The organism is Vibrio sp. OPT20 (assembly GCF_963889365.1).
Classification (GTDB): domain Bacteria; phylum Pseudomonadota; class Gammaproteobacteria; order Enterobacterales; family Vibrionaceae; genus Vibrio; species Vibrio splendidus.
Genome location: NZ_CAWPOA010000090.1, coordinates 1 through 208, shown reverse-complemented (window position 1 = coordinate 208; position 208 = coordinate 1). Strand labels below are relative to the sequence as shown.

Annotated in this window: 1 rRNA gene; it reads right to left on the bottom strand. The window is 52.4% G+C overall.

The window, feature by feature from the left end:
• Positions 1-208: ribosomal RNA gene (locus tag AACR09_RS19400) — 23S ribosomal RNA — on the bottom strand; the annotation flags it as partial.

Below are 208 nucleotides of genomic sequence, written 5' to 3'. Positions count from 1 at the left end.
TTAACGTTGGACAGGAACCCTTGGTCTTCCGGCGAGGGAGTTTTTCACTCCCTTTATCGTTACTCATGTCAGCATTCGCACTTCTGATACCTCCAGCATGCCTTACAGCACACCTTCAACGGCTTACAGAACGCTCCCCTACCCCACATACCCTAAGGTACGTAGCCGCAGCTTCGGTGTATAGCTTAGCCCCGTTACATCTTCCGCG